Source organism: Bradyrhizobium sp. B117 (assembly GCF_038969555.1).
GTDB lineage: Bacteria > Pseudomonadota > Alphaproteobacteria > Rhizobiales > Xanthobacteraceae > Bradyrhizobium.
This window is the reverse complement of record NZ_CP152414.1, coordinates 4,529,848-4,548,375: the sequence shown is the minus strand read 5'-3', so window position 1 is coordinate 4,548,375 and position 18,528 is coordinate 4,529,848. Positions and strand designations below refer to the sequence as shown.

17 protein-coding genes and 1 pseudogene are annotated in these 18,528 nt (G+C 57.7%); 9 read left to right on the top strand and 9 right to left on the bottom strand.

Features of this window, described 5'->3' with window-relative positions; all coding sequences use genetic code 11:
* Nucleotides 1–58 precede the first annotated feature (58 nt).
* From AAFG16_RS22345 to AAFG16_RS22325, 5 genes are all read left to right on the top strand, one after another.
* Nucleotides 59–1,480, top strand: coding sequence for a lipopolysaccharide biosynthesis protein (locus tag AAFG16_RS22345; protein WP_342740561.1), 1,422 nt, complete (start codon nt 59–61; stop codon nt 1,478–1,480).
* A 170-nt stretch (nt 1,481–1,650) separates the two neighbouring features.
* A complete protein-coding gene (locus AAFG16_RS22340) occupies nt 1,651–2,397 on the top strand; it encodes a glycoside hydrolase family 16 protein (protein ID WP_342740560.1) in 747 nt (248 codons plus the stop codon).
* A gap of 61 nt (nt 2,398–2,458) precedes the next feature.
* Complete coding sequence (locus tag AAFG16_RS22335; RefSeq protein WP_342740559.1) at nt 2,459–3,604, top strand: glycosyltransferase; 1,146 nt, start codon at nt 2,459–2,461, stop codon at nt 3,602–3,604.
* 296 nt (nt 3,605–3,900) lie between these two features.
* Nucleotides 3,901–6,120 (top strand): AAA family ATPase, encoded by a 2,220-nt coding sequence (locus AAFG16_RS22330; RefSeq protein WP_342740558.1) that lies wholly within the window; start codon nt 3,901–3,903, stop codon nt 6,118–6,120.
* 180 nt (nt 6,121–6,300) lie between these two features.
* Nucleotides 6,301–6,990, top strand: coding sequence for a sugar transferase (locus tag AAFG16_RS22325; RefSeq protein WP_342740557.1), 690 nt, complete (start codon nt 6,301–6,303; stop codon nt 6,988–6,990).
* A 272-nt stretch (nt 6,991–7,262) separates the two neighbouring features.
* On the opposite strand, the gene AAFG16_RS22320 is transcribed toward AAFG16_RS22325, so the two are convergent.
* Nucleotides 7,263–8,657 (bottom strand): NAD(P)-binding protein, encoded by a 1,395-nt coding sequence (locus AAFG16_RS22320; RefSeq protein ID WP_342740556.1) that lies wholly within the window; start codon nt 8,655–8,657, stop codon nt 7,263–7,265.
* A gap of 524 nt (nt 8,658–9,181) precedes the next feature.
* On the opposite strand from AAFG16_RS22320, the gene AAFG16_RS22315 reads away from it, so the two are divergent.
* Entirely contained in the window at nt 9,182–10,228 is a 1,047-nt protein-coding gene (locus tag AAFG16_RS22315; protein WP_342740555.1) for an acyltransferase, read from the top strand.
* Nucleotides 10,229–10,592: 364 nt separating this feature from the next.
* Here the strand turns inward: AAFG16_RS22315 and AAFG16_RS22310 are convergent, their stop codons facing one another.
* The 7 genes and pseudogenes from AAFG16_RS22310 to AAFG16_RS22280 all read right to left on the bottom strand — a co-directional run bounded on the left by AAFG16_RS22310 (nt 10,593) and on the right by AAFG16_RS22280 (nt 15,346).
* Nucleotides 10,593–10,811, bottom strand: coding sequence for a hypothetical protein (locus tag AAFG16_RS22310; protein ID WP_342740553.1), 219 nt, complete (start codon nt 10,809–10,811; stop codon nt 10,593–10,595).
* 263 nt (nt 10,812–11,074) lie between these two features.
* Nucleotides 11,075–12,703 carry an IS66 family transposase gene (locus AAFG16_RS22305; RefSeq protein WP_194482923.1) on the bottom strand — a complete coding sequence of 543 codons (1,629 nt, stop codon included), beginning with the start codon at nt 12,701–12,703 and terminating at the stop codon, nt 11,075–11,077.
* A gap of 70 nt (nt 12,704–12,773) precedes the next feature.
* Entirely contained in the window at nt 12,774–13,121 is a 348-nt protein-coding gene (gene tnpB / locus AAFG16_RS22300; protein WP_080134400.1) for an IS66 family insertion sequence element accessory protein TnpB, read from the bottom strand.
* Nucleotides 13,118–13,522 carry a transposase gene (locus AAFG16_RS22295; RefSeq protein WP_080134401.1) on the bottom strand — a complete coding sequence of 135 codons (405 nt, stop codon included), beginning with the start codon at nt 13,520–13,522 and terminating at the stop codon, nt 13,118–13,120. Before AAFG16_RS22295 ends, tnpB begins: the two co-directional genes overlap by 4 nt.
* A gap of 178 nt (nt 13,523–13,700) precedes the next feature.
* Nucleotides 13,701–13,946, bottom strand: a complete 246-nt coding sequence (locus AAFG16_RS22290) for a hypothetical protein (RefSeq protein WP_342740552.1) — start codon at nt 13,944–13,946, stop codon at nt 13,701–13,703.
* Nucleotides 13,947–14,848: 902 nt separating this feature from the next.
* Nucleotides 14,849–15,016 carry a hypothetical protein gene (locus AAFG16_RS22285; protein ID WP_342740551.1) on the bottom strand — a complete coding sequence of 56 codons (168 nt, stop codon included), beginning with the start codon at nt 15,014–15,016 and terminating at the stop codon, nt 14,849–14,851.
* 121 nt (nt 15,017–15,137) lie between these two features.
* Nucleotides 15,138–15,346 (bottom strand): annotated as a pseudogene (locus AAFG16_RS22280) (DUF2934 domain-containing protein).
* A gap of 159 nt (nt 15,347–15,505) precedes the next feature.
* Between AAFG16_RS22280 and AAFG16_RS22275 the strand changes: the two are divergent.
* Both AAFG16_RS22275 and AAFG16_RS22270 read left to right on the top strand, forming a co-directional pair.
* Nucleotides 15,506–15,994: a hypothetical protein gene (locus AAFG16_RS22275; protein WP_342740550.1), complete on the top strand. Its 489-nt coding sequence runs from the start codon at nt 15,506–15,508 to the stop codon at nt 15,992–15,994.
* A gap of 128 nt (nt 15,995–16,122) precedes the next feature.
* A complete protein-coding gene (locus AAFG16_RS22270; RefSeq protein WP_342740549.1) occupies nt 16,123–16,575 on the top strand; it encodes a universal stress protein in 453 nt (150 codons plus the stop codon).
* Nucleotides 16,576–16,949: 374 nt separating this feature from the next.
* Here AAFG16_RS22270 and AAFG16_RS22265 read toward each other — a convergent pair whose 3' ends face one another.
* A complete protein-coding gene (locus AAFG16_RS22265; protein ID WP_342740548.1) occupies nt 16,950–17,177 on the bottom strand; it encodes an AlpA family phage regulatory protein in 228 nt (75 codons plus the stop codon).
* Between the two features lie 363 nt (nt 17,178–17,540).
* Here AAFG16_RS22265 and AAFG16_RS22260 point away from each other — a divergent pair, with 363 nt between their 5' ends.
* A complete protein-coding gene (locus AAFG16_RS22260) occupies nt 17,541–18,518 on the top strand; it encodes an ABC transporter substrate-binding protein (RefSeq protein ID WP_342740547.1) in 978 nt (325 codons plus the stop codon).
* Nucleotides 18,519–18,528: the final 10 nt, after the last annotated feature.

The window sequence follows — 18,528 nt, the reverse complement described above, 5'->3', positions numbered from 1 at the left end:
TGCGGCTGCGTTAGCGGGTCCGCAACACAATATAGTCATGAAAGGCTAGGCGGCGCTCGTGCTGACTCGCAAGACCATCTTGGGGGCTGTGTGGACGGTCTCGTCCAGGTTGTCAGGCCGACTCATCGACTTCTTTACTCTTCTTGTTCTGGCTCGGCTTCTGACGCCTGGCGACTTTGGGCTTACGGCGATCGCCGCTACGTTGATTACGATCGCGGATATGGTGCTCGAGGTACCAACGCTCCAAGCCCTTACGCGATTGCCCCATGTGAAAAAGTCCCATCTGGATACAGCATTTACCCTGAGCATGATCAGGGGCGTTATACTGGGCTCGGTGCTGTTGCTCACCGCATGGCCGTTTGCACATCTTTACAATGATCCCCGGCTCGTCGCGCTGATTCTGGCGAGCGGGATCGGACCCTTAGCACGCAGCCTCTACAGCCCGGGCATGGTTGAATACGTCCGCAGCATGAGTTTCAGGCAGGTGTTCCTTGCTGAGATCGCCGGCAAGCTGATCGCTGCCGCAACCGCGATCGCCCTGGTGTCACTCGGAGCTGGTTATTGGGCGATCGTGGCCAGCGGCATCTCTGCGGCCTTAGGGGCCACATCGATGTCATACGTGTTGGCACCCTATAGGCCGCGCCTGACGCTCTCCGAGTTTCGGGAATTCTCGGCTTTTCTCGGCTGGCTCAGCGGCGCGCAGATCCTAATTGCCTTAAGCTGGCAATTTGATCGCATCCTCCTCGGGTTCTCATTAAGCAAAGCCGCACTCGGTCAATACACGATCGCCAGCGACCTCTCGGTCATGCCCACTCAAAGCCTGATTGGCCCGGCCATGCAGCCTCTCATGGCGGCATTGGCGCAGATCAATCCAAGCACGGACCGACTGCGCAAGGCGTATTCGAAGGCATCCCGCTTCACCATGCTCCTTGCGGCGCCAGCCTGCATCGGCATGTCTCTGGCATCTGATCTGATCGCCGAGGTCCTGTTGGGTCCGCAATGGCACGATGCCGGCCTCTATCTGCGGTGGCTTGCTCTCTCGACCGTCCTTAGCGCCTTCTATCAGCCTCTGCATTCTCTGGCGCTCGCGACCAACCAGACCAGTTTGGTGTTTCGGCTGACCTTGGTTGAACTGTGTTCAAGGGTCGTTCTAATGTCTCTCGGTCTGTATTTTTACTCGCTGATCGGGGTCATCGCCGCGCGCGGCCTGGTCTCCTTCATCTTGTTTGTCCTCTCGCTTCGCGCCGCCCGACAACTTGTCGGCACCAGTGCGGTTTCGGAATTAGCCAAGCTCTGGCAAGTGGCCGCTGCATGCGCAGTCATGACCGTTTTGGTTATCGTCTTGAGACACACGCTTATTTGGACACGGATCCCGGCTCTGTTGGAGCTGGGGACGGTCTCGCTATTTGGCGCCGCAGTCTATGTGGCTTCGCTGTACGGCTTTGGAATCCGACTCACAAAGAGTTTGAAGGCCGTGTGATCCATGACCGGAATTAGCGCATCTGCTAGTGATATCCGCGGCCACCATCAATCGGAGCCTGTCCTATGAATGGCCGTATGTTTGCAGGCGGAGGCGCCCTCCTCGCCTTGAGTGTTTCGCTCCGTTGTGTATTCGCAGCCGAGCCGTCACGGTCATGCGAACTCCGCCCCGTGTTGCTCGAAGAGTTCGACGAGCTCCGTGTGTCGGCCGACCGCATCGGCCCCGCACGGTGGACGGCGCACACGCCGTGGGCTGGCGATTTTGGCGACGCTGCATTCGCAAACCCCGGACCAAAGGGGCCGTTCAAGGTTGAGAATGGAATTCTTTCCATCACCGCTTCGAAGGATAAAAACGGCCGCTGGACGTCAGGACTTTTGGCCGCCGCCGATGCGTCTGGCGCAGGGACCGGAACACGCTACGGCTATTTCGAGGCACGGATGAAGATGCCTGCAGGCCGCGGCACTTGGCCGGCATTCTGGCTTGCAGCCTTGAAGCCGGCAGCGATGACCGAGGGCAATGTCGAAATCGACGTCATCGAATACTACGGGCAATTTCCGTCTGCTTATCAAGCCGCGACGCACATCTGGTACAAGGATCCACAGAAGACGCGCGGCGAGGCTCAGAAGATCGATATACTTGCCGATACTCTCTTTAACGAGTTCCACACCTTCGGCGTCGATATCTCGCCGCAGGCTATTGTGTTCTTCTTGGATCGCAAGCCGGTATGGACGCAGCCAACTCCTCCCGAACTCGACGGCCCGCTCTATCCTCTTGTGAATCTTGCGCTCGGTGGAGGGTGGCCGATCGACCGGACCCCCAATCCCTCCACGCTGCTCATCGACTATGTTCACGTATTCGCACGCGACGCAGGCCCACCGGAGGGCTGCCCTCCGGGTCCCGCTATGCTGCCCCCCTGAGTTCTACGAGTTCTTCGCGACGGCGAGCAGCCGATTTATCTTGCTTGCATGAGATGACGTCATGAAAGTTGCCATCGTACACTATTGGCTCGTTGGAATGCGCGGCGGCGAGAAAGTCGTTGAAGCGCTATGCGAAATGTATCCGGGCGCAGACATCTATACACACGTTTATGTTCCGGAGATGGTCTCGGAGACAATTCGCAAGCACCACGTTGCCTCGACATTCATAAATAGGCTTCCTCGCGCGCGCCGAATGTACAAGACCTACCTGCCTCTGATGCCGATGGCGCTGGAGCAGCTCGATCTGCGGACATATGACCTGATCATCAGCAGCGAGTCGGGGCCGGCGAAGGGCGTCATAGCGCCGCCCGGCGCGTTACACGTCTGCTATTGTCACACACCCATGCGCTACATCTGGAACATGTTCCACGACTATCAGCAGAGCGCAGGTTTCCTCACCCGTTTGGCGATTCCGCCCCTTGCGAATTATTTGAGGCTTTGGGACGTCTCGTCAGCCGCCCGCGTCGACAGCTTCGTTGCAAATTCCGCAACGGTTGCAGCGCGTATCCGTCGCTACTATGGCAAGGATGCCACCATTATCCACCCTCCCATCGATACCCAGGCGTTCTCACCGGTGCCATGCTCCGAAGTGGCGGACTATTACCTGATGGCCGGCGAGCTCGTCTCCTATAAGCGGCCCGATCTTGCGGTACGCGCCTTTAATGAATTGAAGCTGAACTTGGTCGTAATAGGCGGCGGCGAAATGCTTGCTGAAGTCCGCCGCCTTGCCGGACCGACAGTCTCAGTACTCGGACCGCAGCCGTTTGCGATCCTTAAGCATCACTACGCTCGCTGCCGCGCGTTGATTTTTCCCGGTGAGGAGGATTTCGGAATGGTTCCCGTCGAAGCCATGGCGAGCGGCCGTCCCGTTGTTGCGTTTGGACGCGGAGGCGCGACGGAAACTGTCGCAAGAGATCTGACCGGCGTTTTCTTCGATGAGCAAACCGTCGATGCGATCGCGGATGCCGTTAGTCGACTTTCTGCCATGGAATTCGACTCCGACGCCATCATTGCTCACGCCGAGCATTTCAACCAGGAGCAATTCGTCCGGAAGATGCGAGCCCATATCGATACCCTCCTCACGCGGCGCGATCCACAAAACCTGCGGAATCAATCCTCGTTTCGCCGCCAGTGGGCCGCCACCTGAGGGACAGCCGCACCATCGTAGGCGTCATCGGCCTGTTTGGACCCGCCTTAGGGTGCAACCGCGTTTTGCCGGGACTCATTGGGAGGCATGGGTTCTCGGCGACCGGCGCCGCGTTAATCAAGCAACAGGCAAACGCTGCACTTTCTTTGTGCTCCGAACGCGTGAGTTGATCAGCAATACTGGCTTGTACAGAGCTGCCCCTAGATGGGCTTGTATTCGGCCTTATTTCAGGAAGCAGATCTCATTTGAAGACGTGATCTAGAAGACTGATTTGATTAAGTGAGGGCAGCAGCGCGATGAACATTGCCGGCGACCTTCGGCCCCTCGTTAGCTTGGCAGACAGTGGCTTGGATGCCCAGACAAAGTCGTTGCTCCAATTGCGTGACTTCCTCCGTCGCGAGTGGCGTCTCATCGCTTTCGTGACGATTTTGTCATCAGCGCTTGGAGCCACTTATGTCGGATTCGCCCCGCGCAAATTCACTGCGCAGACGGACATGTTCGTAGACACCAAAGGTATCACGGCGCCCCAGTCTGAAACCTCACAGGAGACCCGTGGTGTCGACGACTCGATCGTCGAAAGCGAGATTGAAACCACAAAATCGGAAAAGGTCGGCAAGTCCGTCATACGCCGGTTGCATCTCACCGAGGACCTTGAATTTGTCGGATCTGGCCACGGACTCTTCGGCCGCGCTGCCGGACTATTTGGACTGGCTAAGAAGTCTGATGAGCGCCTCTCCTCTGCCGAGCTGGAGCGTCGAGCACTTGCAACCCTCAATGACAATCTACGTGTTACGAGGTTGGGCCGCAGTTATGTCGAACAGATAGCCTATACTTCCTTGGATCCAGACAAGGCTGCGCGAATTGCAAACGCATTCGCCGAGGCTTACATAGAATATCGGCTGCAGGCCAAGTATGAGGCCACGCGTCGCGCGAGCGCTTGGCTGGAAGAACGGATCAGCGAGCTTCGCCAGCAGGCAAGCAACGCCTACAAGGCGGTTCAAGATTTCAAGGCCGAGAATGGCATCATCATCGGAGTAGAAGGGAAGCTCGCGAGCGAGGTTGAGCTTGACCAACTGGGCGTGGCGCTCGCAAAAGCCCGCGCCGATACGAGCCAAGCGCGGGCCAAGCTGGATCGGATACAGCTCATACTTGAACAGCGCCCGGAGAAAGAGAACTTCGCCATTCCCGATCCGGTTGTTACGGACGCTCTTAACAGCCAAGTCATCACCAAGCTTCGGCAGAAATTCCTTGAGAATCAAAACAGGCAAGCCGAATGGGGTGTCCGGTACGGACCCGACCACGAGGCAGTGAAGAATCTGCGTTCGGAAATGGCGGCGCTGCAACGTTCGATTTGGGACGAAATTTCGCGTATCGCGGAGAGCTATAAGAGCGAGCTGCAGATCGCGAAGTCCCAGGAAGAGGCCATAGATAAGCGAATGCTCGAGATCTTCCAACAGTCTGGATCAACACGGCAGGCGCAGGTCAGGCTCCGCGAACTGGAGACTGGAGCAAATACCTATCGCGGAATTTACGAAGCTTTCTTGTCACGGTTTACGCAGTCGGTTCAACAGCAATCATTCCCGTCGACGGAGGCTCGCGTAGTTACCGAGGCCTCGGCTCCGAGTAAGCCGAGCTCGCCAAAGGTAGGAATCACTTTGGCTTTCGCCGTGATGTGCGGATTGGGGCTTGGCGCGCTGAGTGCCATAGCCCGCGAGCAGTTCATGCATCGTCGGGTGCATACGCGTGATCAGCTTGAAACGCTGTTGGGGACGAGCTGCCTCGCCGCTTTTCCTCAGCTATCCAGACTCAAAGCTAGATTGCGCGGTAGGTCCTCAGCGTTTCGCCAAATCAACGAGGCGCCTCCTTTCTCGGCTACCGCTGAGGCGCTACGCTATATCAAGGTTGCGATTGACCTTTATCCCGGCGAGGCCAAGGTCATCGGCATCACTTCAGCGCTCCCCGGCGAGGGCAAGACAACGGTCGCGGCTGCGGTTGCAGCTTTCCTGGCAAAGACCGGGGCGCGCACACTCGTCATTGACTCCGACCTGCGCAGTCCTGCTCTGTCGCAAACGCTTGGTTATATCGATGAACGCGGGTTGCAGAAGATGGCCGCAGAGGGCTTGGCATTGGCCGACGTCGTCATCCCTGATCCCAACTTCAAATTCGACGTAATACCGTCCCCTGCTACCGCGAGGCCCTCGAACAGCTCCGACGTTCTCAGTGCGCCTTCGATCAGGAAAGAACTGGAAAGGGCCCGCCAAGACTACGACTATATCCTATGCGATCTGCCGCCGATCCTACCGATCGTTGACGTAAAGGCCGTCGCGGGACTGTTCGACGCGTTTATCATGGTGGTGGAATGGGGTAACTCGACCGATGAGGTCCTCAAAGCCGTTCGTTCATCGCCTCTGCTTTCGGAGCGACTGGTTGGCGCGGTCCTGAACAAGACCGACGAGAACTTCATGCGTCGCTTTGAGGGCTATTCCGATCGGCGGTACGCCTACTACACGAAATAGCCCACAGCGCCGAAACGTTGGTCACAACCTCAAGCTAAAAAAAGGCGCGGCTGCTGCTAAAACTTTAACCTTGCGTTAACCGATCGGTAGCCGCAAGCTTCGCATTGCACAACACGAGGAAGAACATCTCAAGCTGTCTATTTTCAAGAGTTCATAAGTTCTGCTTGATGGAGTACCGCAATGGCCGATTTGGTCGATACTCGCGGAAAGCTGTCTTTTATCGTCGAGACGCCTCATCCGGCGGAAACGGTGAAGTGCCCCACAGGTTCAGCAACGAAGAGAGTGCTGGACGTTATACTAGCAATTTTCGGTGTGCTGCTGTTATCCCCCCTATTCTTGATCTGCTACACAGCCACAGTACTTTCTTCGCCAGGTCCAGCACTTTTCCGCCACCGGCGAGTCGGTTTCAATGGCGAGACTTTCGCTTGCTTAAAATTTCGCACTATGGTCCCGGATGCGGCCGAACGACTGCAGCGATTATTGGACTCTGATGCTGCCGCCGCTGCTGAATGGAACGCCGCTCGCAAACTGCGTTGCGATCCTCGGGTAACGGCCATCGGCGCATTGATGCGGAAATCCAGCCTCGACGAATTACCCCAATTGTTTAACGTTTTACGCGGCGATATGAGCATCGTCGGACCGCGGCCAGTGACCGAAGAAGAACTGGTTCGCTATGAGCACAATGTCGGTGCCTATCTTTCATGCCGGCCAGGTATTACCGGACTCTGGCAAGTGAGCGGTCGCAGTACCACCACGTATAGTAGGCGCGTGGCGTGTGACACCTATTACGCCAGAAACTGGTCCATAGTACTCGACACCAAGATCATGCTCGCAACAATACCGGCCTTGTTCGAGGATGGAGCTTACTGACTCCGCGCTTCGAACGGTATTCGATGGGACTGGATGAGGATCGGAGAACAGATGAGCGCATATCCTCCAACCTCTATAGATCCGGCGATCTTCGAAGCCGTTTGCGCTCAATGCGAAACTCTGGCCGTCACATTTCAACGCGCCGAGGGTGCGCTCGATAGCGCGCCAGTCTTTTGCAGCAACTGCGGCCGTTTGCGCGGTCTAATGGGAAGCATCAGAAAAATGGCTCATGAATCTGCGGCTCCCCACTCTTCTGGTCTTCTGAACCAGCCCTAGCTGGAGCTCTCAGCCGATCGGCGCTGAAGTGCGGCTTCCGCCTTCAAGGTCGAATCCCGAGCCGTCGGTTGATAGTCAAAGCTGCCTTGGCGTCCGATGGTCTCAATTCCGAATTTAGCGAGGACATCCATCGCGTGCTTGGCGTTCTCATCAGCGTTCTCAGTGTAAATCGGATAGGCGTTAGAAAGCAGGTGAGAGCCCTCCAGGCGAAGGTCACCCGAAAACAGTCGATTGGCTTTTGTATGCTCTCTGAAGTCGCGGTCCGCCGCGCCAGCGTCCTGAGCAACATGCTCAGCATTGAGTTCTACTGAGAAGAATTCGCGTCCGCCGCACTTGCCGTAGAAATCGGAGTGCATCGTGAGGCGTTTCCACGCGCCCTTGCTCGAAAAGTTATACAAGATCGATTGCTTGAATCCGCGTTGACCCGAATAGCTGTAAAAGAGGCTCATCAATGTAACCGTTTTAAGCTCTCGTTGCGCCTCTAGACCGCATAGGGCCTGAATCTGAAATAGAGGGATGGTCGACACCAGACGCCCCCCGACAATCCGGCGGTCCCCCACGGCTATCGAAAACCTTCCATCATGTCTCTCAAGACGGCCCATCTTCACGCCCAAGAGAAAGCGCGCGCCCTGAGCCTCGAGCCGCTCCCTTGCCTTGTGATAGAGATATGAAAACCCCTCCCGCGGTCGAGCGAGTTGTTGATTGGGCGGCGACGGGGGAGCTGGCGAAACGCATCGCCGAAGGAGGTTGCGGAGACGTGCGTGCTCCCGGATCCAGAGCATCCTCTTCTCCGCAAACTTGGCGTCCACTTTGTCGGCTGGAAAACCATAAAATCGATCCAGATAGTAACCCAGCCCCGAGCGCATCAACATCCTCGAGCCGATCCAGAAGGTCGCGAAGTCTTCCGCGCTGCGTATGCGACGACGAGACAGACGGGCCACGATAACGGAACCAAAAATCAAAATCCATTCGAGCGGACCAGCTCGCAACAGGTCATCTGCGACGGACAGCGGGTAGCGAGTCACAAATCCCTGTGGTGTCAGACGGCCCCACGATGGGCTAATCGGGATATAGAGCGACAGCAGTTCCGGAAAGTGCGTCAACAGAGGCGAGTCGTCCTGGAAGATGAAGCTACCCACATCGAAGGTATATTCTCCGAGGCTGCAGTCGATGTGATTGCCGCCGAGCCAAGAGTACTCATCGATGACCAGCACGCTCCGTGCGCCCTGGCGCTGCAAAATTGAGGCAGCAACCAGGCCGCTAATTCCAGCTCCCAGAACGACCGCATCAAACCGCTCAGAGTCGGAGCTATCAGTCATCAGAGTGACATGTTCAAAAAAACATCCCCAAATCAACCTAGTAAACCCCACTTCGAGAACAACAGCCAGCATAATGTAATTCCCAAGGATACGGCATAGAACTGACGGCCAGCCTCGATGACGAGCAAACTTCGTCTCGTCGCCAGCGCATGTTCAAGGCAGCCCGGACCTCTCCGTTCATGAAAGCTTAGACGACCCAGCCGGGCAGCGAGCCTGCCAATTCGACCGTTTCGTAAGCGGTGACAACAGCGGATTTGACAAGCTGCGAGTACATCAATTTCGACAGGCGTAGAGAGCTCCGCAAGATGCCGACGGAACCCCCCATCAGTGCGCAATGACTGTCCGGTCGGGGCGATCGAAGGAAGCTGCTCGTTGCGGGTGGCGGCGGAAGCCTGGGCCGCTGCCAAGGAGTGGCTCAATTTTGTGCATTGAGCGCCTACGATATCGCCTAGCGTCTTCGAGAGAGCGAATGCACTCTATTCCAATTTGAAGATGCAGACTTGAGGCGGACGTTGGCTATCACGCGGCGTCCATTCAATTGCTCGATGCGGACATTTGTCACGGGCGCTTAATCGGGCAGAATATTGAGGTCTTGATTGGCGGAAGAGAGGTTTGAAGTGCTGGACGCGCTCCGTGGCTTCGCCGCCATAGGCGTCGTGCTCTTTCACCTTTCGATCGTCGGTGCACCGCAGTTGGCACCTCATGGTTATCTGGCGGTGGATTTTTTCTTCATGCTTAGCGGGTTTGTGCTTTCGCACTCCTATGCGGTGCGTCTTCAGTCCCGCAGGCTAACAGTCAGCAGCTTCCTTCAACTTCGCATGAAGAGGTTATTGCCGCTCAGCCTGTTAGGACTCTTGTTGGGAACTGGGTATTTCTTGGTTCGATTGGCGATGCAGAAATATTCGCAGTACGGACTTTCTGACATTCTCGCCGGGACAGCCTTCAACGCGGCTTTGCTGCCTAAGCCCTGGGTAAGTCAGGCTCCTACAGACACGACATTTCCCACCAACACTCCGATGTGGTCATTGTCATTTGAAATCGCCGTAAACGTGCTTTGGGCGGCGCTGATATCAAGGGTAACTACAAAGTGCGCTTGGGTGATCACTGCTGTCACTGGCGGACTACTTACCCTAACGATCCTCAAAAGCGGCACCGCCGATCTCGGGGCCACATGGACGACGTTTTTCGGAGGTGCCGTACGCACCCTATTCGGCTTCTTTGTCGGCGTCCTGGTCTGGCATTATCGCCCCCGACCATTCCTATCAACATTCCCGCTTTTGCCGATGATCCTTCTGCTTGCGACGGTCTTTTGCTTTCCGATCCGTAGTTCTGTGCTCGATGCTGTTTCGATCGTCCTTATCTTTCCACTTCTTATGTGTCTGTCCGTCGCGTGCCATCACCGGCGAAAGCAGCGTCTCCTGAGCGAGTTAGGCCGCCTTTCGTATCCACTCTACGTCGTTCACGTTCCAATTCTCATGTCGACGGTCGGTTTGCTGAAGGCTATTCATCTTGAGCAGACGGCTTCTTGTTACCTCTTCGCGCTAGTACCAATTTGCATTCTGGTGGCGATCGGTCTGGACAAGTATTACGATCGCCCGATCGCATCGGTTCTTGGAAAACAAAGAGTCCGATCCGCGCTGTAGCTTCAGAGCTGCGAGCGTCCCCGGCCAGAGCTCGGATACTAGCGATCGACCCTTATCACAGACCCGAGGTGGCTCAACCCGACCTCACGAGATCTGCTCACATTGGCTGTGATGTGATGAGATTTTTCTTGATCTCCCGGTGCACACGTCGTGCACACGCCCCTTCTAACTAATTGAAAGACTTGAACTCCGCTCCAATCAAGCTTGAGCTAGCTCCAGCAACCGAGGTCCAACTGGGCATTCGTCGCACGATCATAGTGCTTCGTGTACTTACTATTAGTAACGCCCTGATAGTCCGCCAAATGTCGTCGTTCTTGACGCCATGACCTCGATACCCTGACGTTGATGCCTGTGCTTTCCGGTATCAAATCGACACGAGATCTCCGGTTTCCGCGGCGCGCTTGATCGCGTCGATCACGCTGAGCGTTTTCAGCCCTTCGCGCCCACTCACCACAGGGTCCGCCGTACCGCGGATGACCCCGCAGAAATTTGCGATCTGCATGCTCAACGGGTCTGCTTTCTCGTAGCTCAGCTGCTCACGCTCAATCGGCGCCACCAGCTGGCCTTGCTCGGGTGATGCCACAGATCGAGTTGCGGAACAGCCAGCGATGTCCTTGTGCCGCTAATCTGGTAACGCTCGGATTTTAGTGAGTGCACGCCCGTACTCGGGGCTACCAGTGCCGTGCTTTGAACCAGAGGACAACAGAATCAGTTTTCGTGGCCTTTAGGATTTTTTGATTAGCTTTGTCGCCCCACGCCCCGCCCGGGCCCTGCATCCTGCTCGCAATTGTGCATGGTCAGGCAGTCGACAAGGTAAGCATCCGGTGAGGACCGCGTAGCGGTCACTCAGGCTGCTTGGTTGACTTGCTTATTTCGGTCGCGCCAATTCCAGGGCAAAAGTTCGTCGAGCCGTTGTACGGGATGTGCAGCGATGCGTGCCAGGACGTCGGCGAGCCAAGCTTGTGGATCCACGTCGTTCATTTTGGCTGTGACGATCAGGCTGTACATCATCGCGGCACGGTCGCCGCCGCGGTCGGAGCCACAGAACAGCCAAGACTTCCGCCCCAGGGCGATGCCGCGCAGGGCTCGCTCGGCGGCGTTGTTCGACAGGCAGATGCGGCCATCGTCGAGGAAGCGGGTAAACGCATCCCAGCGCTTGAGCATGTAGTCCATCGCCTTGGCAACGTCGTTGCGCCGGGAGAGCTTGGCGCGTTGTTCACGCATCCAGACTTTCAGATCGGCCATCAGCGGCGCGCTCAGCTCCTGGCGGACGGCCCGGCGCCGTTCGGGCGTCTCGCCGTTGATGCCTCGCTCGATCTCGAACAAGGCGTCGATCCGACGGACTGCTTCCAGTGCCAGAGGCGAGATCACCGCTGGCTTTTTGCCTTGTACCTTGCGGCGCGCATTCTCCGCCAGATCAGCCATCACGAAGAACGGTCGTCGGGCATGGACCCAACACGCCGCTTCCAGGATCGGACCTACGTTGCGGCTCGGGTCGTAAAGCTTGCCATAGCCGCCATAGGCATCGGCCTGGAAGATGCCGTTGTAGCCGGCCAGATGGGCCTGGGGATGCTCGCCCGCGCGATCGCGCGAGTAATAAAACACTGCTCCCGGCGGGGCCTGCCCGCCAAAAGGCTTGTCGTCGCGTACATAGACCCAGATGCGGCCGGTGTCGGTCTTGCCTTTGGCCAGGACCGGCACCGTCGTGTCATCCCCGTGCAATCGCTCGGCACTCAGCACATGGGCCTCGAGGCGCCGGAACAAGGGCGTCAGCGCAACAGTGCAGCCACCAACCTGGTCGGCGAGGGTCGACAGGCTGATCGGCACGCCTTCCTTGCCATAGCGTTCGGCCTGACGGTTCAGCGGCTGGTGCTGGCCGAACTTCTCGAACAGCACCATCGCCAGTAAGCTGGGGCCGGCCCAACCACGGTCGATGACGTGGAACGGCGCCGGGGACTGGCTGATCTTCTCGCAATCACGGCAGCTGAACTTCTCCCGGACGTGCTGGATCACCTTCCAGGACTTCGGGATCACCTCCAGCGTCTCGGTGATGTCCTCCCCGAGCTTGGACAACCTCGCTCCGCCGCAGCAGGCGCACGCCACAGGTCCCGGCACGAGCACCCGCTCGCGAGGCAGATGGTCCGGGAACGGCTGGCGCGACGGCCTCTTGCGCGTGAACGAGGCCACCTTCGTCGTCTTGGCCGCGGCCATTTCGGCAGCGAGTTCGTCCTCAGTCGCTGAGGCCTCGAGCTCCTCCAGCGTCAGTTCGAGCTGATCCAGCAGCCTTGCGGTACGCTCCGAGCGAGGGCCATAACGATCACGGTTCAGCTTTTCGATCTGCAGCTTCAGGTGAGCGATCAGAGCATGGTCGTCGGACTGCTGGGCGCGAACGCTGGCGAGTTCGGCGCGCGTCGCCAGCAACGCCGCTTGCAGCGCCTCAATGTCTTCCGGCAGCTTCTGGGGACCGTCACCCATGCACCGATGGAATCACAAAAGCGACGATTTGGCGTGCGCTTTTTGCAATCTCACGGGACTATTGCGCAACCTATCCTGCGCTCTGCGGCCGCCAGCTGTGTTGGGGATTGCGCCAGTCGATCGCCTCCAGCAAATAGCCCATCTGAGCTGCGGTCAGCGATACCACGCCATCCACCGTCGCCGGCCAGATGAAGCGGCCACGGTCCAGTCGCTTGGCGTAGAGCGACAGCCCGATCCCGTCGTGCCAAAGGGCTTTGATCAGGGTGCCAGCACGACCACGGAACACAAAGACGTCGCCGGCAAAAGGATCCCGCCCCAGCCCCTCCTGCACCAGCAATGCCAGACCCTGCATGCCTTTGCGCATGTCAGTGTGACCGGTTGCGATCCAGATCCTCGCCCCTGCCGCGATCGGGATCATCGCCGCTCCAGCAGATCCAATACGCGAGACAACGCGGTCATATCAACGCCGGCGTCCACGATCACCCGACAGGCCTTGCCGACGACAATCTCCATGCGTCCGCTCGCTGGCCCCGCTAAAGTTACTGGCGGCGCCGGCGGTTGGTCCGGCATCACCATCGCTGGCACAAACGCTGGCTGAGGTTGTTCAGTATTGCTCGTCCGCGTCCCAAACGATCGTCGCCAAGTCAACAGGAGCGAGCGCGAGATGCCGTATCGTCGTGCTGTCGACGAGACCGCGCGCGGGGCCTGCAAACTCTCCAGAACGATCTTGAGTTTCTCATCATCGGTCCAGCGACGGCGACGGCCAGTCTCGACAACCTCGAACCGTTCAATCTGAGCACTGAACTTATTGCTGTCCATAAGGGCTGTTACACAGCACTGGTATTAACCCGACAAGGCGGCCCTCACCGGAGGGAGACTCGACAAGAGCCTTTGCGACGGCGCATGAAAGAAGTGCATGCGTACCGGCATCTACATCGGACCGGAAAGCGGCACGAACCACGGTCAGGCCGAGGGAGCGCCTCCCACTGGGGCGGCCTTACTCTGGATCGATCCTGTAAACGTCGCCCGGATTGAGGTTTAGTTCCTCGAATGACCTTTGCTGGCTTTCCGTAAGGACCACTGGAACAACTTGCGCCGTCCAGCCTTCGGGAACAGCAGCGAGGACCAGCGTCAACGCCTGGCGAGGCTTGGCTAAGGCGAGCCACATCTGCTTCGTCGGTGGCGCGTCGTCTGAGGCCACCTCAACGATAGTGAACGAATTGCCGAACGACTCCGCCATCATTGGCAAATGCGGACGCGCGTTGTTGCTAGTTGCTGTTTGGGGGCAATCGAACGGGGCCAGCTATCAACCGATATGTGGGTACCCGTGCGGTGTTCCATGATTCCATAGTCGCGCCGCAAACCGAGCAGTCGAAGCTCGCGACTTCCCGCGAAGGGGCCAGCGCCTCGGAGCGGCTGTAGACAGCTCCGCATTGGCAAGTTCGGTGATGAGGCTCGGACATGCCTCATTTATGCGCCTGAAAATCAAAACTGGCCAACGGTTTTCGGACCCGGCCGCAGGGTCGAGCCCCCGCGGGGCCTGATAAAGTTTTGATCCAGGTCAACTGACTTCGGCGACTGCAAGCCGGGGGAGCTGAGCCAATCGTTGATGTGCGCGCCGGTTTCCACGAGCCTGGCTTGCCTAAGCATTGCTTCGCGCTCGGCGCCTGCCGAAACGATTCAGTCATTGCTTTAAGTTTTTGCGGCCTGCTCGGCCATGCGTTCCTGGAGGGGTCTGCTTCCCCCTGTTGCGGCGCCGGGTCGCGCGCGCCCTCGAACCTTGTTGAAGACAACTCCGCGGGAAGAGGCATTGTAATTGCGAACTGGCGCACCGATGAGCGCCGCTCAATGTGTTTGTAGTAAGTGGACGGCGGCGCGGCCCCTTCTAATCGTTGACTTCGAAGAGACGGGAATTCGCGGCGACGTATTCTGCCCACAACTGCTCCATCATCGCCTTCACTTCATGGGGCCGATAGTCTTCGCCACTCGGGAGCACGTTTCCAAGTTGATTTGGATTTATGGTTCCAACGTATGGCGCGCCCGGATGCGGAGTATACGCAGCCCCGGTTGGCAAGTGGACAGTACCCTTGGGCGCAATCTTAAACTGGTCTCGTCGAACCGGGGTGGACATTCCGCGGCCCGCGCTCAGTTCACCCATCGCTGCCATTCGGCAACGACGGTGGGGTGATTGATCACCGCGCGGAACTCCTCTGTCGTCAATTCGCGGAGCGTGAGATTGCGCTCCACCATCATGAGATGGCCGCAGCAGTCGCAGACGGTGAAGTTTATCGACACTGTCTCAAGGTCAGGCATGCTATCGATCGGCTTGATCCCATCAAGCACGGTATCGCAGCTTGGGCAGGGCCTTGGACTTATTAGGACAACCTTTGCCATACCGGCCTCGCTCGCCTGCTTGACGCGACTTTGAGTGTCGCTAAGAAGGACGAGCGTGTCGCGCTGATTTTTTGGGCAGAGACTGCCGCGCCATCACGTCGCCGATGGATACCAATGTGGAAGCTGCGGCAAGAAGCTGCTTGTCAGCCTCGTACCAAAAAATGTATCCATCCGTCCCCCCGGCTCCCCGGCCTCTGTCCAGAGATGATATGCTCGAACGCGGATTTCTTCTTCGCTTAGACCAGCCATAACTTCTCCTTTCTAAAGCAACCGTTGGTGAGGACGACTTATGAAACGCTTACTTGAAGCCGCTTTCGCGGTGGGCTTGGACGGCGACAAACAGGAACTCGCCGGCGACAACAAGTTAGTTTGTCTCCAAAATGTTTCCGCGGCAAACAGAGGCTTATCGTGATTCTGACAACACACGCGATTGTTGGAGGCGCCATCGCTAGCCTAATGCCATCTCATCCCGTAGTCGCCTTCGTGGCGGGATTTGCCAGCCATTTTGCGATCGATGCGATCCCTCATTGGGACTATCCACTCCGATCAATTGCGCTGGGTACTGAGGGCCGCAATCGGGTAACAATGTCAGCGGCGCGGCTGCACGATGTGGCTGTCGTTGGACTCGACGGGTTTGCCGGCTTTTTTCTGACGCTTTTGATTTTCAAAACAGAAAACAACACAGCGGCAATCGTGGCCGGTGCCGCGGGAGGAATGCTCCCTGACCCACTTCAATTCCTTTACACTCTATACCCGCGCGAGCCACTGCTAACCCTTCAGAGTTTTCACGTTAACATTCACACAAAGCGACGGCTCGGCAGGATCGTCGGTATTGGCTCTCAATTCGCCTTCGCTGCTGCCACAGCCGTAATTGCTGTCGTCGCACGCGGTTACTGACGGCTCAACCGGGGCGGCCTTTTTTTGCCGGCCTGAGGGAGGCGAACGGGCATCCCTGAGGGTGGACAGCGTCCAGACGACGGCTAAGGTTGGTCGAGGGGGCTACTCAACCAGCAAGGGAGCACGCAATGTACGCCAATATTCTCTTGAGCACGGATGGCTCCGATGTCGCGGGTAAGGGCGTGAAGCACGGCATTACGCTGGCAAAGGCCGTCGGCGCCAAAGCAACAATCATCACGGTTACTGAGGAAATGTATATCGACTATGGTGGCGGACACGCCGGAGGATACATTCCCTCCCAGGAAGAGATGGATCGATTTGTGGCCGCTAAAAAGGAATACGCCGGAAAGGTGCTCGATGAAGCTCGCGCCTTGGCAGCGCAATTCGGAGTGTCAGTAGAGCTCTTGCATATTCCAGATTCGCACCCGGCCAGTGCGATCATCGAAACGGCAAAATCTCGCGGCTGTGACTTGATTGTCATGTCCTCTCACGGCCGCCGCGGCCTCAGGAAGCTATTCTTGGGAAGCCAGACCTCTGAGGTATTGGCCAATGGTAGCGTGCCAGTGCTGGTCGTGCCATAGCCTGAGGGAGGCGTATCCTAACGAAGGTGCTGAGAAATGTCCTTCGCTCGTGACGCCAACTCTGCCTCGATCTTGTCGATCTCGGCCTGATTGCTCGCAATGAAGGCACAGCCAGTTGCTTCCGGTCTACCCCCATGAGCCGACGGCGTTTCGCGTCTTCGTCTTATCACGCATGACCTTTGAAAGGTGAGCGACAGAGGCGAGCGAAGCAGCAAGGATTTCGCGCTGAGCCTCGAGCCAGTGTGTCTCGGCGTTGCCCTCCTGGTGACCGCCTTCCTGCCAGAGCTGCTAGGCGCGCTCGCGGATCGCTTGTTCTAAATCAGACATCTGTGTCCCTGCATGTTGCGAATTAGCGTGAATGCTGATTGTCAACGTTACGCCGCGATGGGCTGGCGGCGCGCGGCAATACGCGCGGCGATCCAGTCGTCGATTTCGGATTCGATCCAGGCAACGCGCCGCGCGGATAACCTTCCTACGCCCTTCGCGGTCAGAACGACTTCGAGCGGGGGCGTTTCTATTGCGAACAAACACGAATGACCCCGGGCGGTTCCAGCCCGCGAGACGCAAGTGTTGGAGCGTTTAACCATCTTGAGGGATGGCATCAGACTCTTCTGATGAGCGGCTAGGACCACCAATGAAACACAGAGGTAGCGCAATTCCCCCGTTTGTAGCTATGCGGCGTAGCTTTTTTCGCAATGTCTCCTTGAGCCGCCAAGAAATGACGCCTTTACAGCAACTTGCATCTCAAGGTGCGGAGGAGTGGATATCCGCTGCACTTTGATGACGTGGGATGTACCGCCGCTAAGTCTGCTTTGCTCCAAGACCGGTAACGATGGCCACGTCGCCTTTTGACCCATAGCGTTCATATGTGATCGCTCGATCGTCTCGAAGCTGCTATTACTCTTGTTGGACAAGACGCTCGATCTGTCGACCCGAACGCCTCCGTGCAGCGGTCCGGTGATCGCATGAGACGATTTGCCGTTACAGTGTCCGCCCTTCTGGTTGTGATGCTGTCCTTCGCGTCGGCTACCATAGCTCAATCGGTGCGAAGAGTGGCGCGGATCGGCATGCTCTGCGTGCCTGCTTGCAAGTTTCCCTATATTGACGCGTTTTCGGACGAGCTTCAAAAAATTGGCTGGGTCGAGGGCACGACCATTACGACTGAGCGGAAGGACCCGGATTATCACCTCGACCAGCTTCCGGCGCTCGCGGCCGGCCTTGTGCGGTCGAGACCCGCTCTCATCGTTGCCTTCTCCCCTTTTGCTGCGCGCGCTGCAAAGAACGCCACCTCCGACATACCAATTGTAATAATCCTGGTCGCCGATCCGGCCGGTATGGGACTTGCGTCAAGTCTTGCCCATCCTGGCGGAAACCTGACGGGCGTCGCTACGATGGATCGGACCGATTTTGGAGGGAAGTTTCTTGGTATTCTTCGAGAGGCTTTGCCACAGGCCAAGCGCGTGGCAGTTTTCCTCAACACCTCAAACGAGGTGCATCGGCTGGTGTTCCCGGAGACGCCAACAGCGGCCGCCAAGCTCGGCTTTCAGCTCGACGTAATCGATGTGCACCAAGTGGGGGAAGTGCCTCGCGCCGTTGCCGCCGCGAAAGCCCGGGGAGCAGAGGCCATGGACATATTTAGTGATGCAATCTTTCCGTCGAACCGTGTGGCCGATCTCGCGGTACAGGCGGGCTTACCATCGATCTCGTTCGACCCTGACTTTGCGCGAGCTGGCGGATTGATTTCCTACGGGCCGGACTTTCCCGCCTTGGCTCGAATTGGGGCTCACTATGTCGACCGAATTCTGAAGGGCGCCAAACCGGCCAAGCTTCCTATCGAGCAACCCACCAAATACCTGCTTGTCATTAATCTCAAGACGGCGAAATCGCTCGGTATCGAAATCCCCGCGTCCCTTCTCGCGCGCGCGGACGAGGTGATCGAATAAGGCTTGTCAC

What these genes read in the sequence shown, in the direction of transcription:
- tnpB (WP_080134400.1), bottom strand. Translation starts at nt 13,121, where the DNA reads ATGATCCCGATCGCGGCAGGGGCGAGGATCTGGATCGCAACCGGTCAC.
- AAFG16_RS22305 (WP_194482923.1), bottom strand. Translation starts at nt 12,703, where the DNA reads ATGGGTGACGGTCCCCAGAAGCTGCCGGAAGACATTGAGGCGCTGCAA.
- AAFG16_RS22270 (WP_342740549.1), top strand. Translation starts at nt 16,123, where the DNA reads ATGTACGCCAATATTCTCTTGAGCACGGATGGCTCCGATGTCGCGGGT.
- AAFG16_RS22330 (WP_342740558.1), top strand. Translation starts at nt 3,901, where the DNA reads ATGAACATTGCCGGCGACCTTCGGCCCCTCGTTAGCTTGGCAGACAGT.
- AAFG16_RS22265 (WP_342740548.1), bottom strand. Translation starts at nt 17,177, where the DNA reads ATGCCATCCCTCAAGATGGTTAAACGCTCCAACACTTGCGTCTCGCGG.
- AAFG16_RS22260 (WP_342740547.1), top strand. Translation starts at nt 17,541, where the DNA reads ATGAGACGATTTGCCGTTACAGTGTCCGCCCTTCTGGTTGTGATGCTG.
- AAFG16_RS22295 (WP_080134401.1), bottom strand. Translation starts at nt 13,522, where the DNA reads ATGGACAGCAATAAGTTCAGTGCTCAGATTGAACGGTTCGAGGTTGTC.
- AAFG16_RS22335 (WP_342740559.1), top strand. Translation starts at nt 2,459, where the DNA reads ATGAAAGTTGCCATCGTACACTATTGGCTCGTTGGAATGCGCGGCGGC.
- AAFG16_RS22320 (WP_342740556.1), bottom strand. Translation starts at nt 8,657, where the DNA reads ATGCTGGCTGTTGTTCTCGAAGTGGGGTTTACTAGGTTGATTTGGGGA.
- AAFG16_RS22285 (WP_342740551.1), bottom strand. Translation starts at nt 15,016, where the DNA reads ATGCCTGACCTTGAGACAGTGTCGATAAACTTCACCGTCTGCGACTGC.
- AAFG16_RS22325 (WP_342740557.1), top strand. Translation starts at nt 6,301, where the DNA reads ATGGCCGATTTGGTCGATACTCGCGGAAAGCTGTCTTTTATCGTCGAG.
- AAFG16_RS22290 (WP_342740552.1), bottom strand. Translation starts at nt 13,946, where the DNA reads ATGATGGCGGAGTCGTTCGGCAATTCGTTCACTATCGTTGAGGTGGCC.